The organism is Microbulbifer elongatus, assembly GCF_020524885.1.
In the GTDB taxonomy this organism is placed as follows: Bacteria; Pseudomonadota; Gammaproteobacteria; order Pseudomonadales; family Cellvibrionaceae; genus Microbulbifer; species Microbulbifer elongatus_A.
The window spans coordinates 1,254,068-1,268,189 of sequence record NZ_JAIVKJ010000001.1 but is presented as its reverse complement, the minus strand read 5'-3'; the positions used below and the strand labels follow the sequence as shown (position 1 = coordinate 1,268,189).

The 14,122-nt window shown below is 53.5% G+C and carries 13 protein-coding genes; 3 read left to right on the top strand and 10 right to left on the bottom strand.

What is annotated here, in order from left to right:
* Nucleotides 1-248: 248 nt before the first annotated feature.
* Complete coding sequence (locus LC059_RS05345; protein WP_226702773.1) at nucleotides 249-2,477, bottom strand: TonB-dependent receptor; 2,229 nt, start codon at nucleotides 2,475-2,477, stop codon at nucleotides 249-251.
* A gap of 344 nt (nucleotides 2,478-2,821) precedes the next feature.
* On the opposite strand from LC059_RS05345, the gene LC059_RS05340 reads away from it, so the two are divergent.
* Nucleotides 2,822-3,094 carry a hypothetical protein gene (locus LC059_RS05340; protein ID WP_226702772.1) on the top strand — a complete coding sequence of 91 codons (273 nt, stop codon included), beginning with the start codon at nucleotides 2,822-2,824 and terminating at the stop codon, nucleotides 3,092-3,094.
* Here LC059_RS05340 and LC059_RS05335 read toward each other — a convergent pair.
* The 4 genes from LC059_RS05335 to LC059_RS05320 all read right to left on the bottom strand — a co-directional run bounded on the left by LC059_RS05335 (nucleotide 3,091) and on the right by LC059_RS05320 (nucleotide 6,475).
* Nucleotides 3,091-3,510 (bottom strand): GFA family protein, encoded by a 420-nt coding sequence (locus tag LC059_RS05335; RefSeq protein WP_226702771.1) that lies wholly within the window; start codon nucleotides 3,508-3,510, stop codon nucleotides 3,091-3,093. The two genes, LC059_RS05340 and LC059_RS05335, sit on opposite strands and share 4 nt — an antisense overlap.
* Nucleotides 3,511-3,564: 54 nt before the next feature.
* The gene (locus LC059_RS05330; RefSeq protein ID WP_226702770.1) at nucleotides 3,565-5,004 is read right to left on the bottom strand and encodes a carotenoid oxygenase family protein; all 1,440 of its coding nucleotides are present in this window, start codon (nucleotides 5,002-5,004) and stop codon (nucleotides 3,565-3,567) included.
* 90 nt (nucleotides 5,005-5,094) lie between these two features.
* On the bottom strand, nucleotides 5,095-5,613 hold the full coding sequence (locus LC059_RS05325; RefSeq protein ID WP_226702769.1) for a nuclear transport factor 2 family protein: 519 nt from the start codon (nucleotides 5,611-5,613) through the stop codon (nucleotides 5,095-5,097).
* A gap of 70 nt (nucleotides 5,614-5,683) precedes the next feature.
* Nucleotides 5,684-6,475, bottom strand: coding sequence for an SDR family oxidoreductase (locus LC059_RS05320; RefSeq protein ID WP_226702768.1), 792 nt, complete (start codon nucleotides 6,473-6,475; stop codon nucleotides 5,684-5,686).
* A gap of 330 nt (nucleotides 6,476-6,805) precedes the next feature.
* Between LC059_RS05320 and LC059_RS05315 the strand changes: the two genes are divergently transcribed.
* On the top strand, nucleotides 6,806-7,315 hold the full coding sequence (locus tag LC059_RS05315) for a hypothetical protein (protein ID WP_226702767.1): 510 nt from the start codon (nucleotides 6,806-6,808) through the stop codon (nucleotides 7,313-7,315).
* A gap of 227 nt (nucleotides 7,316-7,542) precedes the next feature.
* On the top strand, nucleotides 7,543-8,799 hold the full coding sequence (locus tag LC059_RS05310) for a cytochrome P450 (RefSeq protein WP_226702766.1): 1,257 nt from the start codon (nucleotides 7,543-7,545) through the stop codon (nucleotides 8,797-8,799).
* A gap of 75 nt (nucleotides 8,800-8,874) precedes the next feature.
* On the opposite strand, the gene LC059_RS05305 is transcribed toward LC059_RS05310, so the two are convergent.
* From LC059_RS05305 to LC059_RS05285, 5 genes are all read right to left on the bottom strand, one after another.
* Entirely contained in the window at nucleotides 8,875-9,390 is a 516-nt protein-coding gene (locus LC059_RS05305) for a pyridoxamine 5'-phosphate oxidase family protein (RefSeq protein WP_226702765.1), read from the bottom strand.
* A gap of 54 nt (nucleotides 9,391-9,444) precedes the next feature.
* Complete coding sequence (locus tag LC059_RS05300) at nucleotides 9,445-10,200, bottom strand: SDR family NAD(P)-dependent oxidoreductase (RefSeq protein ID WP_226702764.1); 756 nt, start codon at nucleotides 10,198-10,200, stop codon at nucleotides 9,445-9,447.
* Between the two features lie 20 nt (nucleotides 10,201-10,220).
* Complete coding sequence (locus LC059_RS05295; RefSeq protein ID WP_226702763.1) at nucleotides 10,221-11,834, bottom strand: AMP-binding protein; 1,614 nt, start codon at nucleotides 11,832-11,834, stop codon at nucleotides 10,221-10,223.
* A gap of 65 nt (nucleotides 11,835-11,899) precedes the next feature.
* Entirely contained in the window at nucleotides 11,900-12,676 is a 777-nt protein-coding gene (locus LC059_RS05290; protein ID WP_226702762.1) for an SDR family NAD(P)-dependent oxidoreductase, read from the bottom strand.
* 33 nt (nucleotides 12,677-12,709) lie between these two features.
* The gene (locus tag LC059_RS05285; protein WP_226702761.1) at nucleotides 12,710-14,095 is read right to left on the bottom strand and encodes an aromatic ring-hydroxylating oxygenase subunit alpha; all 1,386 of its coding nucleotides are present in this window, start codon (nucleotides 14,093-14,095) and stop codon (nucleotides 12,710-12,712) included.
* Nucleotides 14,096-14,122 lie beyond the last annotated feature (27 nt).

The window sequence follows — 14,122 nt, the reverse complement described above, 5'->3', positions numbered from 1 at the left end:
TCTGCAAACGGCAAGGTACAACGATCACTCTCCCTGCGACGCAAGCCTGTAATATCGCGCGCAGGGTACTCCTGGCAGAAAACCAACCTGCCTCTGGAACCTGGGCAAACTCCACGCACCGCCCAGGCAACCTCCTACAAAACTCGAGCTGGAGGCAAATAACAGACAAACGAAAGGCTTCGCCTGTAAACAGGCGAATAACCAAAAGCGTTTAGAAGGAAAGGCCCGCTTACGCGGGCCGGAATCGCTTAGAAGTCAGCAGTAAACTGCACACCATAGGTACGCGGTGCGTTGTACTGCCCCATTTGAGAAAGAGGACCGATTCTAACGAGACGGGCGTAGCGTTCGTTAGTCAAGTTACGGCCCCAGAGACTGATTTTATATTTATCGTCAACCGCCAGGTTCATGCTTACGTTGTGCATTCCCATGGAATCGACGTGACCGCGGGGATCATTAAAGAACTCACTCTCGTACTCATCAGACCAGCGGTAGTTATAGTTGACCGAGAACTCGCCGAAGCCGACATCCCTGTAATAATCGAAACCGGCACCAAGGGTTTTATCGGGTGTGTTGCGCAGTTGCAGATAGGTATTATCCGTGGAAACGCCATCGCCGGTGATGTCAGCAAAAAACTCCTTGTATTCGGTGTCGAGCAAGCCCGCCATCATATACAGGTTGAGGTTACTGGTGATTACCGCCTGCATTTCGATCTCAAGACCGGAGATCTCAACATCACCCGCATTGCGCACTATGGTGTTAACCTGCCCGCCCGCTTCCGGCACCAGGATTTCCTCCTGCTTGTCGGTATAGTCAGTCAAAAACGCAGTGGCATTTAGGCGCACGCGTCGATCCAACACTTCACTTTTAACGCCTGCCTCGTAAGTATCTACATACTCGGGATCAAATGAGGTAATCGCGTTGACATCTTGCGTACGCGCGAAAATACCGCCGCTCTTGAAGCCGTCGGCATAAGAAGCGAACAACATCACGTCTTCGGCAGCGTTATATTGCAGCGCGATCCGGGGAGAGAACTCTTGCCAGTCATCTTTGATGTTACGAATTGGGCCCGCGGGAATAATACTCGGTCCGAGAATCTGTGAGTCCCAGGCACCAGAACCACCAGCGAACGTCTTTTCTTCCCAGGTGTAGCGCCCCCCAAGGTTCAATGACAGATCATCGGTCAGCTGATAATCCAGACTGGCAAATACGGCACTCGCCTCATTGGTTACAGTGCTATCGAGGTTCGCACTGATATCGCCAAGTGGCAATGCCCCCAATGGGGTTCCAGCGAAAATGTAATACCACATGTCGAAGCTATCCTGATGCTGGCGAACATCGGACTCGAAGTAGTAAATACCAGCAGTAAGGTTGGTGCGCTCGTTAAACTGACCGTTGATTCGCAACTCTTGAGATAATTGTGAATACTCATGCCCGCCAGTAACCGTCAGCAGACGCACCTGACTGGAGTCGAATTCATGAGAGTACTCTTCTTCACGATCCTGATATCCTGTAACGGAAGTAAGTACCCAGTCACCCAGGGACCAATTCATGGTTAGGTTGAGCAAGTCATCCTGGGTGGAAGCCTCATTGTTGCCATTCGTCGACACATGATCTTCATCGCTGCCTTCATCGAGGCTCATGCAGCCAGAGCCGAATGCTGGACCAGACGGATCCAGGCCAGCCAGACTGGCTATACATGCAAGACTGTCATCCGCATTGAAGTTCGCAAAAGCACCGCGCTCTGAATCGTCATTAATACGGTCGTAGCTTAGCTGTATATCAAAACTCTCTGAAATATCGAATGCGACAGCGGCACCCAGCTGCTGGTAATCTACTGCGCCTGCATCTTTTCCAGTAGTGGTATTTTTCCAGTAACCATCCGTCTGTGAGCGATTGAGCGAAAGCTTGAGCCCACCAGCCTCACTCAACGGAGTATTTACTATCGCTTTGGTTTCTAACAGGCCGAAGTCGCCTGCGCCGATATGAACCTTCGCGCCAAAGTCTTTGGTCGGCTTCGAACGGATCACATTCAACGCACCGCCGGTGGTGTTTTTCCCGAACAGGGTTCCCTGAGGACCGCGTAGTACTTCTATACGCTCCAGGTCAAAGCTGTCCATCATCTGACCAGCGGTTGTCCCCATAAACACGCCATCCAGAATCACTCCAACAGGCGCCTCCATACTTTTATCCGGGTCTTGGTGGCTGATACCGCGGATAGAAATGGTGGCACCACTACCACTGGCAGGTCCAAAATCAATATTTACGTTTGGCGCAAAGTTATTGAGATCCTGGATATTCTTTACCGCAGCGTTCTGTAGCTGGGTAGTGACAGCGGTAACAGAAACGGCTACATCCTGCAGCGATTCCACGCGCTTACGGGCGGTTACTGTCACTTCTTCAAGCGCGGGTGAATTTTCTTGCGCATTAGCGATCTGCGGTAATACAGAGAAGGTGGAAACCGAGCCGGCCAGAGCCATTCCCAATGTGATTTTATTTATTGTGTGCATCTCTCTCTCCATCGAATTTTGTGAGCACCAATTGGCTACAGACTTCCTGTCGGTACCACGAGATGACAAGGCCGAATGGTGGTGGATTCAAAACCGTTTGCAGGCCGGCGCTGTGGAATTTGCCCTACTTCACCGACCTAGCCCTACCACAAAACAATCAGGACGTACTGTTTATACTACATGTCCTCCGAAGTAACTTGCAACAAGGTTTTTGTGCAGAAAGTGAAAAGTTATTTGAATATATCAAATTGGCGCAATAAGAAACCATTGCGAATAGCAAAGCGACGAATAATTTTCGTAAACGATTGATTTATATGAATTTTATTAAAAAGAAAATACGGCGGGGAAAAGAGAAATGGAAACGCGAGAAAGCCGCAACAGCAGAAACTGTCACGATGGAATTCGAACAGGAACCAACGCAAGGTGAGCCCGCGAAAAAAGCAGGTATCTCAAGGTTTTTTCACAAAACACCGCCTTTTTTGACCAATGTCATTTCAATACCGGGGCATCAGGTTTTTCTGGAAACCCGAGGCTCCGCTCCCATAAAAGAATCAACTGGTGATAATTCGCCCTACCCCGCAGACTAGACAAGCTCCGGGTTGCGCTCAAACACCGCACCATCTTCATCCACGGGAGCCCAGGGTTGTGCGGTAACTCCCCAGCAGCTTGACTGGACCTTGAGCCAGGTCCCGTCATCCAGGGTGCCGGCCTTGATCATTCGCAACCCAGGCATTTCCTCAACCTGACTGCTGACCTGCGAACCACAGGTGTCGCAGAACCCACGGCTGACGTGAGCGCCTTGTGAGCCAGTCACCGTGTAGGTTTTCAGGTTACCCCAGGTACTCACTGCGTCGTCCGGTATCAGCACAATGGTCGACTTACCGCTTCCCGTGGTTTTGCGGCAGTCCTTACAATGACAGTGGAAAGACGACAGGACTCGGTCCCGATTGAACTCATACCGATAAGCACCACACAAGCAACCACCCTGCTCCAAACTAGACATCGCTATTCTCCCTACTCTTATGGCTACCGATTTCTTGCCGATGGCCCGCCCGCCTCAAAGCGTTAGCCCGTTCATCCAGTTAGCATGAAACCCATTAGGGACACGGGCCGGAATATGGATTTTTGCCAGTGAGCCACGAGTAAGATCTCCTGCACTTAAAATCGACAGGAACGCACCCTCCGCTGGACTCGTCACATAAGACATCAAAAAGCCGTCTTCCTCGCGATCGCTGTCCGGATTGGCAATATGTACGGGCTCCCCTGCATTTGCACCCTCTCCGAAATCCCAGAACTGGCTGGATCCGCTTTCCATGTCATACCGAATGGTTGCGTTATAGGCATGGTTGGGGCTTTCTCCCCACTCATGGGTGGCGGCTGCCGCGAAACCGTAGCGATACGACAGGCCACAACGGCGCTCGTCAGCGCGCGAAAACTCACAATAGGTCGGCCCCACTTTTTCGTTGGTCACCGCTTTGGAAGCAAGGTCCAGCGTTAGCCGATGCATATTCCGCATCTGGGACTCCACACCGGTCCCCAACTCGTTGGACACCGGCATACTGTCCATCCAAATGTAATCGATATACAGCTTGCCACCGCTCTGGAAGCCATTGCAGAAATGCCAACTGAAGAAGGTGGGCGCCTCGAACCAGATAGGCTCTCCCCCGTCCCGGTGTACCGCAAATATGCGGGTCGGCCGGTCCGCTTCCCATATAAAGGGATTCTCACCTCGCATGGCGGCTTCAATATCCGGGAATGCCGGCGCAAACAGCCCAACGATATAGTCACCACAAAGCTGAATGTCATGGATCATTGCGCGTCGGTGCATTCCATACACGGGAATTGCACGCTTGTGCCGGCCATTCTTGTCAAAAATCTGGATAGTAAGATAGGGCTCGGTAAAACGTTGGGTATTGGAAATCAGGTCGCCATTGCGCGCACAGATCTTGGGGTGTGCGGTCAGACCATCCCCCGCCTGCAAAACACCGTGGTAATCAAACTCTTCAGCGGACTCCAGGTCGCTGGATAAAACATGTGGAAAGCCCGCCTCAAACAGCGCAAACAGGTTGCCACCGTGGAAGAGGACGCTGGTATTCGCAGGGTTTTTGAACGGATGGGGTGAACCGCCCAGTGCAATCGCTTCTTCATCTACGGGGTGCGGCTTTCCGTGGCTTCCCCAGCATGCGCGCCCCAGGGCTTCTTCCACCTGGAAGTACTTTGACCTTACCCAGCGGTTACGATAGTGCACCCGACCATCCTTGAAGTAGACCGCATGAATCATGCCGTCGCCATCAACCGGATAGACATAGTGGTCGGGCTGCCAGGCAACATTTGGCCCATTGCGCATGAAAGCACCGGTAATCTGCTCCGGTATGCGGCCTTCTACGCGCAAGCCGCCCTCACCCTCCTCAAACGTGGACTCAGTGAGCACAGGCGCATAGTTGCCCTGCAAGTAGGGAAATCGTGAGAGGTCCATTTCCGGTCGCTGTGTCGTCATTCGCTGATCCTCACCGTTTCATTACGATTTTTACTGGATATTGGCACACTGCAAGAATGCCGCTGGCGATATAAGAAGTTTCAATGGGCGTTAAAACTCAACCTCGACGGGCTTGACCTCACCACGCGCGATAGCCTGGGCAAAAAGCGCAATATTCCCTGTTGACCAGTGGATATCGAGTTTCGACTTCACGATCTTCCACTCGTTGTTAATCCGCTGGTATTGATTGGTGTATTCCCCAATCACCGTGGCTATATCCTCGGCGCCGGCAATTGGCATCAGAGGGTCGGGAAGTATCACATGGTCCGCCACCAGATAGGCGGTACAACTGGGCAGCTCGCCGTCAGTATTGAAACGGTGATTACTGATGGTATGCCGAGTGATGTCAAAGCCACCGATATTGTGTTTGAGCTGTGCCACCCAATCATCCGCTCTCTTCGGGACGGCAGGATCACCCTCGGGATCTATAATTACCCCGTAATCAATGTACACCTCATCGGCAAAACAACGGCGTACCTGCGCCCAATCCTTGGAGTCCAGACCTTCCGCATAGGCGTTGTAACTGGCGATAGCGCCCTGCTCCAGGGTTAACGTATCCGCTTTAGACATAGATTCTCACTCCCTGTAGGTTTCGTGTATCAGTAACGCGCGGCAACCGGGCAATCATCTGCTCTCGGCCTTAATCTCGCACGCCCTGAAGTTCCTTCTTCAAAACAACGCCTTCGGTAATACTCATTGTGTTATCGACCACCATCTCCGCACCATTGACGGCAGAGGTCTCGTCGGAAGCGAGGAACAGAACCATATTGGCTACATCCCTGGGCTCACCCACCCACATCCGGTCCAGCTCGTCCGCCATCACCGGGTCATGTTCACGCACAAGGTCATACACGCCTTTCAACATGGGAGTTGCCATATTTCCGGGATGAACAGAGTTGCAGCGTACCCCGTACCCCTGTTGAGTACTCAGGCAAGCGATCGATTTGGTCATGCTGCGAATGGCGCTTTTAGAGGCCGCATAAGCGAAGATGTTAGGTCCACCCTGGATGCTCGCGGTTGAGCACATATTGATGATCGAACCCTGCCCGCGTTCTTTCATCACGCGCAGTGCGTGCTTGCAACCATAGAAGGTGCCATCCGTGCCCACGGCGTGCACTTTGCGCCACATGTCCTCGGACGTATCCTCAATCGAAGCGAGCTGAACAACACCAGCGCAGTTCACCAGCACATCCACCCCGTCATAATCCGCCACAATGTCGTTGATCAGCTTTTCCCAGCTCGACTCCCGGGTAACATCATGTGGGACGAATATGGCTCCCGGTACCTGTGCCGCGGAGGCGGTACCGCCCGGCTCATTGATATCCGTCATGATGACCTTTGCCCCCTCCTCAGCGAGGCGATGGGATATCGCCAAACCCAGGCCAGAAGCGGCACCCGTGACAATTACGACTTTTCCATCAACTCTGCCCATCGATCACCTACCCGTTTGTATCTTCTAATTAAAATTGCGGGTTATTTCATGCAGATATCCACCGTATCAAAAAAAACAGTCAATACATACTGTTTTGCGATTTTTTTTTGTATGATGGCAGACATCATTCGCCACCGACTGTGTGGATTGGTAACAGTGCAACTGTCACTTGTGTAAAACATCCCTCCTCACACAGACACTACTGTGTATGGTTGGCCAGGGTGATACAGTTCAGTGGGCGTTGTGAGTTCCCCCACTAACCCGGGTACTTGAGCGATCCAGGACAGCGGCCGATTTTGCAATGTTAGAAAGGGCATTAAGGAAGGCAATATGAGCGATACCCCTGTAAAGAATTATGACGATGTGACTATGTATGGACTCACTTCAGAAAGGGAGGAGACGTTGCTGCGCAAGCAGAATGAGCTCACCTTTATCTGGACGAACAAAGAAGGGCACGGCCTTGGCGTGACGATGAGCTACATATGGCGCAACGGCAGAATCTGGTGTACCGCCACAAAGCAACGCGCCCGCATGAAAGCGCTTGCCCGCGATAACCGCTGTAGTGTGGTAATTTCGAGTGCTGGCACGGACATCGATGTCAGTCAGTCCATCACCTTCAAGGGGCACGCGGTACTGCACACCGATCAGGAGACAAAGGACTGGTTCTACCCGGATTTCGCCCGGCACACCACCAGCCCGGCTCCAACCCCGGAACTATTTGTCCAGTTCCTCGACACCGAAGACCGCATTATCATCGAGGTGGTCCCGGAAAAAACGATCAAGTTCGATGGTGGATTGATGCGCGATAAAACCTCCGAGGCGGTCGCCAGCGACGCCTGAGGTTACCCTAATAGACTGCTGTGACGGCCGAAAGTAAAGGCCGTCGCAGCGCTGCAGTTCTCCGCTCATCTAGTTACCCTTCTACAAGCCCCCAACATCCCCGCCAAATCCAACTGCACCCACCCGCAGATAAAAATTGCGTCTACTCTTCCAAACCCCAATAACAGTCAGCATTGACTGTTTTGCAGTGATCGCGCATTATTGCCTGAAACAAAAGGAGAAGCGATATGACTGACGCCGTCCTGGAAGAGAAAGATGCACTGAAAGACATGGCCTTGTTTGATGACAAGATACTGAAGTGCCCCTATCACTTTGATCGAACCCTGCGCGAGCACGCACCGGTGTATCGGGATCCCGCATCGGGCATTTTTATCGTTGCAACTTATGACCTGGTACGAGAAGCGCACAAGAACCCTGCAGTATTTACCAATGATTTTGCATTGGCGAAGGGTGCCGCCTCGGAAACCGACCCGGATATCGCCGCAGCCATGGAAAATACCTACGACCTGGGTAAAGGCACACTCTTGACCATTGATGATCCGCAACATCGGATCTACCGGGATGAGCTGAAAGACTTCTTCCTGGCCCGAAACTTGGAAAAATACCGACCCTGGATCCAGCAACGAGCCCAGGATCAATTTCAGGCGCTTCCCAAGAGTAAGCCTTTTAACTTCATCGAGCAGTTCACCCGCCCCTACCCTCTATCGGTGATCATGCATGTATTGGGAATGCCGGCGGAGATGCGCGACCTGGCGTTCAAGTGGACGGTGGACAACGTTACCGTATTTTCCCAATTGGGCGATAAGGAATCGCTTCTGGCTGCCCATGCAGGCCTCAAGGATGAGTATGACTGGTTTGTGCAGGCGCTCGATGAGCGCAGAAGCCACCCGCGAGATGACCTGCTTAGCCTGATTGCACATGCGACCTACGAAGGCCGACCACTCACTATCGAAGAGCAACTATCCCATTGCACCCAGTTCCTCGTTGCGGGCAACGAAACCACAACGGCAACACTGGCCGAAGGTATGCGCCAACTTTGCCTCCACCCGGAGCAACAGGAGAAAATCCGCGCAGACCACTCCCTGATCCCTAACCTGGTCGAGGAATCATTGCGTCTTGCCTCCCCAACCTCAAATATGTGGCGCGTGGTGAAGTCAGATTACACGCTCGGTGGCGTGAAGATACCTTCGGGCAGTATGGTGTTACTGAAGTACTTCTCGTCCAACCATGACGCCTCCAAATTTGAGAAGCCACTCGAGTTCGACATCTCCCGGCCGAACCTCAACCGGCACATCGCCTTTGGGTTTGGCTCCCATGTATGTATTGGCCAGCACCTGTCCAAGTTGGAAATGATTGTTGCCTGGGAAACGCTCTTCGCCAACAGCAGCAACTTCCGCCTGGCATGCGCCCCGGACGACCTGGAATATATGCCCCACCTGCTGCTGCGCGGCCTGAAGGAAATACCCATCGTCATAGATATCTGATAAAAACGGGATATAAGAAAACAGGAGCCAAGGCTCCTGTTTTTTTGTAACAACTCCTCGATGTGATATCGCCGATCAATCAGCACCCGCAGGGATAGTTCCCTCATAGGAAGACTTGGCAATTCGATCGCCATCGAACTTGATGGCCATTTCTGGCACTAACTCCAAGATGACACGCATCGGTGTATCCAGGTGCGCTATGGCCGCCTCGACTGTCGGGGCGGGATACGGCGAGATAATTTTTGCCATTGCTGGATAAAACCAATCCTTGGTTGCCTGATCCTCATGGATCTTTACCCTACCCTTGTAAGTTATGGTCTTACCCGGTCCCATATCGGTACCCATACTGGAGATGACGACCGAGGCACGGGGATCTCGTCGCAGCGCTTTGACGCGTGGACGCTGGCTGGTGGCGGTCACCCAGATAGAACCGTTGTGGGCAACGTAGTTCATGATTACACCGAGACCATGCCCCTCCTTGTTGGTCCAGATAAAGTTGCACTCAATCTGCTTATTAATCAGCTCCTGCTCTCGTTCATCTGAAAGCGTGTAGACGGTCACATCGTCATAACCCTTTAGCTGGTCACCCATGATCCTTCCTCTCCGTAACGTAAAATGCTTGCCCACACCTGCCCATATCTATAGCTACAGGCGCGGTAAATGCCCCATCTGCTGCCCACCAGCCAGATCCAGGATCTGACCATTGATAAACCCTGATCGTTCACCATCCGCAAGAAACAACGCCGCTTGCGCGATATCCTGGACGGTGCCCATCCGGCCAGCGGGCGTCTCTCGCACGCAAGCCTCAATCACCGCATCCATGTCAAATAACGGATTAGTCATATCTGTCTGAATCAGGCCTGCGGCAATCGAATTAAAGCGTACCTTCTGTTCTGCATACTCCACTGCAGCGACCTTGATGGCGTGGTCTATTCCCGCACGAGCACCCGAGTAAACGGCCAGCTCTGGCCCCGGTAAGCGAGTCGTCAGGGAGGAAATCGTGATAACCGAGCCGCCCTTTTTCATCGCAGCTGCCGCCCATTTGAAAAACAGCAATGCACCGATGAAGCTAATTTCAAGCGTCGGGCGGATCTTCCCAGCATCCAGTTCGGCGATTTTTCCGCTTGCCAGTATTCCCGCGGAATTCACGGCGATATCCACCCCACCAAACTTCGCCAACGCAGTATCAAATAGCGATTGGATCTGGTCTTCGTCCTGAACATCGCAGCGCACGGCCAGGCCATTGATTTCATCCGCCAGGTCCTCAAGCGGTTCTGCTCGGCGACCGGAAACCACCACATTCGCGCCTTCATTTGCCAGTGTCCGGGCAATGACGCTGCCAAAGTTACTCGTACCGGAAGCGCCCAGGACGACGGCAGTTTTTCCACTTAGATTTCCCATAGTCATTCCCTGTCAGCCGGTTAGAAGCAGTCAACAAATCGTGAGGATATTTCCTTGCGTAAAATATCCTTTCTCACCTTTCCGCTCGCCGTGCGCGGCAGCGCTTCCACGATTTCTATATGTTCAGGGATTTTCTGCTTCGCCAGCCCCGCACTATTCGCATAGGCCGCAATGCCTGAGAGATTCGGCTCCGAAGCATTTTTATGAGGCACGATATAGGCGCAAACGCCCTCTCCCAGACGTTCGTGAGGCATTGATACGATCGCTACCTCACTTATGCTGGGGTGCTCGTGCAGTACGTCTTCAATCTCGCGGGCACTGATATTCTCGCCACCGCGAATGATGATGTCCTTCTTTCGATCTGTGATCTTTATGGCGTTATCTGCGGTGCGCAAACCGATGTCACCGGTGTAGAAAAAGCCTTCATTATCGTGGGCGGCGCGATTCTGTTTGGGATCGGCATAGCCCAGCATCAACCCGGGCCCGCGCACGGCAATCTCGCCCTCGCGACCTGGCGGTAAGGCATTACCTTTGGGATCAACGATTTTTACCTCATACCCGTAAATCATGCCGTCGGTTTCAGCGGCCAGTTGCTGTTCGCCATCACCGACAAAGCCCTGGGTGATCACCGGTGCCTCGGTACTACCGTAGACTCGGAATGCCCGGCAGTTTTCAAGTTGCTCATAGCAAGCGTGAATGACTCCCGGGGGGACCGACGCACCGCCGCAGGCAAACAGTCGCATACTGGGTAACCGCGTACGGTGTCGTTTGGCCGCAGCCAGCAACTCCACTAGGAACGGGGTAGCCCCAACACTGGCGGTGGCCCCGACCCTTTGAATGTATTCCACCGCCGCATCCGCATCCCAACGCGCCATCAGCGCAGACTTGACGCGGGTAATAAACGGCAACACCATCCCGGAGCCATATCCGGTGATGTGCGTCACCGGTGAAGGCATCAGCATGATGTCTTTCTCATCCAGCTTCCAACACTCAACCGAGTTCTGTATCACGCGGTTCAGGGTGTTGTGGCTGTGCAATACCGCTTTGGGATTACCCGTTGTACCCGAGGTATAGAGGATGGTCTTTATACTGTTGGGGTCTACGGTTGGCAGGCTGGCAAGGTCAGCCATCTCATTGTCGAGAAGTGCATCAAACCGCAGCATACCCGGGTAATCTTCCTCCGCCCGTACCGAAACCACGTGCTGCAGGTCGGGAAGGTCCGGCTTCAGGCGGGCGATCATTGATGGAAATTCAAGGCTTCTTACCCGCTCGGGAATGAATATCAGTTTGGTGCGCGCGTCCTTCAGGATGAAGCGCAGCTCTCGATCCCGGTAGATGGGAATCACGGGGTTTACCAATAGCCCCATTGCCGACGCCGCAATGTCCAGTATCACCGACTCTCGCCAGTTGGGCAGCTGGAAGCTAATCACATCGCCCTGTTGCATACCAAGCTTGCGCAACCCGGTTATCAGGCGGCGTGCCTGTTCGGCGATGGAGCCAAATGTGATAGCCGGTTCATTTTCCAGGAAAATGGCAGTCTCTTCAGGACACTCTTGCGCCTTCTTCCATGCGGCGTCGGCGACGGTCAGGTTTGTCCAGTGCGCGGCATCGCGGTGTAAGCGATTCTGATCCATAAGGATTTCCATGGGTATTCCCCTCATTCAGTATGCTGCGAGTTATGACACGCTGTTGGGCCGGATTAGAGTTCAGACAGCACGTGACCACCATCAACGGTGATCGCAGAGCCGGTCATTAGTGAGCCAGCATCGGAAGCCAGCAAAAGTAATGGCCCGTTCAACTCATCCAATTCACCTATACGTCCGGTAGGCACGCGCTTTATCAGGGCCTGACCAGCATGGGTTTTGAACCATTCGCTGTTCAGCGGAGTATTGAAATAACCCGGGCATAGTGCATTCACCCGAATATTGTGCGGAGCCAGCTCAAGGGCAGCAGCCTTGCTCAACTGCACTACTGCGGCCTTGGCGGCGGCGTAGTTCGACAGGCACTTCTGTAGGCGCTCAGCAATAATCGAGGCAATATTCACAATGCTCCCTGGGGTCCCTGCAGCGACCAGCCGGCGGCCAGCCTCTCGCGTCACAAATGCCACCCCGTTGAGGTTGGTGTCAATTACGCCATCCCAATCTTCGTCACTCAGGTCCAGAAGTAATTTAGGGATCGTGATACCGGCGTTGTTGATCACCACGTTCGGTACACCAAAGGTCTCCTCGATATGATCAAAAGCGGCCCTGATGCTTTCTGAGTCAGTCACGTCCATGGAAACTGCAAGCGCCTCACCGCCCGCTTCCACGATTTCTGAACAGACTTTATCGAGCAGGTCCGTGCGCCTGGCAGCAAGCGCGACACGGGCACCAGCCTTTGCCAGCACTTGGGCGAAATGCAGCCCCAGGCCGCTGGAAGCGCCGGTAACCAGGGCAGTCTTCCCTTCCAGGCTGAAGGGACGGAATAGATCATTCATGACGTTGTCTCCACACGATCCTTGCAAGTGCGATCACTTCGCATTGATGTACTTGTCCAGGGTCTGGTTAAAATGCCGAATACGCACTTCCTGGTAGTTACCAAGGGTGACTGCCCGCTTCTTCGAAGCCTTGAGGCCTTTCTGGACCTGGGGAAGGTTCGCACCATCCTGGTGGAAAACATTGGCAAAACCGGCCCCCATCACCTCTGCAGCCTCGCTAAACGGCTGGTCGATCCCAAGGCGGAAAGTGGGAGCATCCGGTGGAGACTCCTCGCCCTCGGGGAATCGGGTCAGCAGGAAGATCTCCATGATGCAGCTGTCGACGTCGTCCCCGTTGGGCCTGTGCCGGTAGGTAATCACGGTGCCCTGCCCCGCCCAGGGCGCAAAGTTGGGAAAAAGCGAATACAGGGTGGAGTCCATCAGCTCGGACATCGTTACCTTGCCGCTCAGGTCCTCGCCCGCTTGCTGGCTTGCGACCGGCAAATTCAATGCCGCATACATTTCACGAGCCGTTTGGCCCGGTGCCAGTTGGGGACGGTCGGGAACCCCGATCAGTTCCATCATGGCATCCAGTGACTGCTGCTCCGTGTACTGATCCGCGTGGGCCGGATTGGGAACACCGTAGGCGGTAATGGTGCGGCTGACATGGTCCCCCCAGACGTCGTACTGGGAGTTGTCGATACCCTGGAACGGCATCAGCTGCGGATGTGTAGCCAGGGCATGGTAAGACTCGATAAAGGCCTCAAAAGCAACCTTCCAGTTACACGCGATGACTTTCTCTACATGCAGTGCCACGAAGCGCTGCTCATGCTTCCAGCGATTCATATGGTCGGGCAGCATTTCCATGTACTCCGCCAGAGAGGGAGCCTTCTCATCCATATTGATGAATACCCACCCTCCCCAGGTTGCTACCCTGACCTCCGGGAGCTTTGCATTTTCCTTGGTTACGTGCGGGAAGTCCCACTGGCAGGGTGCACCGAGAAACTCGCCATCCAGGTCCCACGACCAACCGTGATACGGGCAGCGGAGGTTATCGCTATGCCCGGCGCCCTTTTTCAAGGCCCGGCCGCGGTGCAAACAGGAATTGTGAAAACCCTTGATTTCACCGGACTCTGTACGCGTCAGCAAAATGGAATCGTTGACGATATCGTAGACAAAGTAATCCCCGGGTTTGCGCAAGCGGTTCTCTCGACAGGCAACCTGCCAGGTCTTGCGCCAGACTTTTTCAACCTCCAGGTCAAAAAACGCTTTTGAGGTATAGCGATCCGTGGAGATGTCCTCGGAACCAAGATAGGTCTCGGTGCTCTCCAGCAAGGAAGGAGGGACTTCCACAGTCTCTATTTTCAACAGGTCCTGAAAGCTGTCAGAGGGATTTCTTGCGGTAATCTCTTCCGGTGTCAACTCAACGGTGTCGCTCATGGCGCGTTCCTCTTATTATTTTTTAAT